This is a genomic window from Micromonospora sp. LOL_021 (assembly GCF_048060215.1).
GTDB lineage: Bacteria > Actinomycetota > Actinomycetes > Mycobacteriales > Micromonosporaceae > Micromonospora_E.
The window spans coordinates 1-739 of the sequence record NZ_JBHMIN010000142.1 but is presented as its reverse complement, the minus strand read 5'-3'; the positions used below and the strand labels follow the sequence as shown (position 1 = coordinate 739).

The window sequence follows — 739 nt, the reverse complement described above, 5'->3', positions numbered from 1 at the left end:
GCCTCGTCGACGAGCCGGCACTCATCGCCGCGCTCACGGACGGGACCATCGCCGGCGCCGGTCTTGAGGTCTTCTGGACCGAACCACCGAACGTCGTTGACCCCTATGTCGACGAGAGGTTGCGCAAAATGGACAACGTCGTTCTCACCCCACACAACGGCGGCGCCACCTACGCCTCACGCGGCGCTCAGACGCTGCGGATCGCCGAAGCGCTGGTCGAGGAGATCAAGGCCAACTGGACGGGCTGACGCCCAACCACCACGCCGTCAACGTCGACGTCGCGTGCCGGCGAGATCAGCCACTTTCGGAAAGGAGTCCCCGATGCGTCCCAGGATCTTCGTCACCCAGCCGATTCCCAAACCCGCGCTGGAACTGATGCGCGAGTACGGCGACGTCGAGGTCTTCCCATGGACCAATCGTGATGTCAGTCTCGACGAACTGGAGAGTGCCTCCAAACGCTCGCACTACCTGTTCTGCATGCACGAGACACCGATCCGTGCGTCCCTGTTCGGCCCTGGCTCGCAACTGGTGGGCATCGGATATTCGGGCCCGGACCCGGAGCTGCACGACCTCGACGCGATCGCCTCCTCCGAGGTGCGGATGCTCGCCACTGTGCGCCCTTCGCCACCCGAGAACGATCCGGACGGCTTCTCCTGGGACGGTTACGGGCTCAACCCGCGCGCCACCGGGCAGTTGATGGTGGCGCTGCTACTCAACTGCGCGTACCGGGTGAACGAGT

2 protein-coding genes are annotated in these 739 nt (G+C 65.0%); both read left to right on the top strand.

Annotated features, from left to right (window positions below; all coding sequences use genetic code 11):
- On the top strand, positions 1-248 hold a 248-nt coding region (locus tag ACFHWT_RS31385; protein WP_416598323.1), incomplete at its 5' end, for an NAD(P)-dependent oxidoreductase.
- Positions 249-321: 73 nt separating this feature from the next.
- Positions 322-739, top strand: a 418-nt coding sequence (locus ACFHWT_RS31380) for a hypothetical protein (RefSeq protein ID WP_416598321.1), incomplete at its 3' end; no start/stop codon positions are given.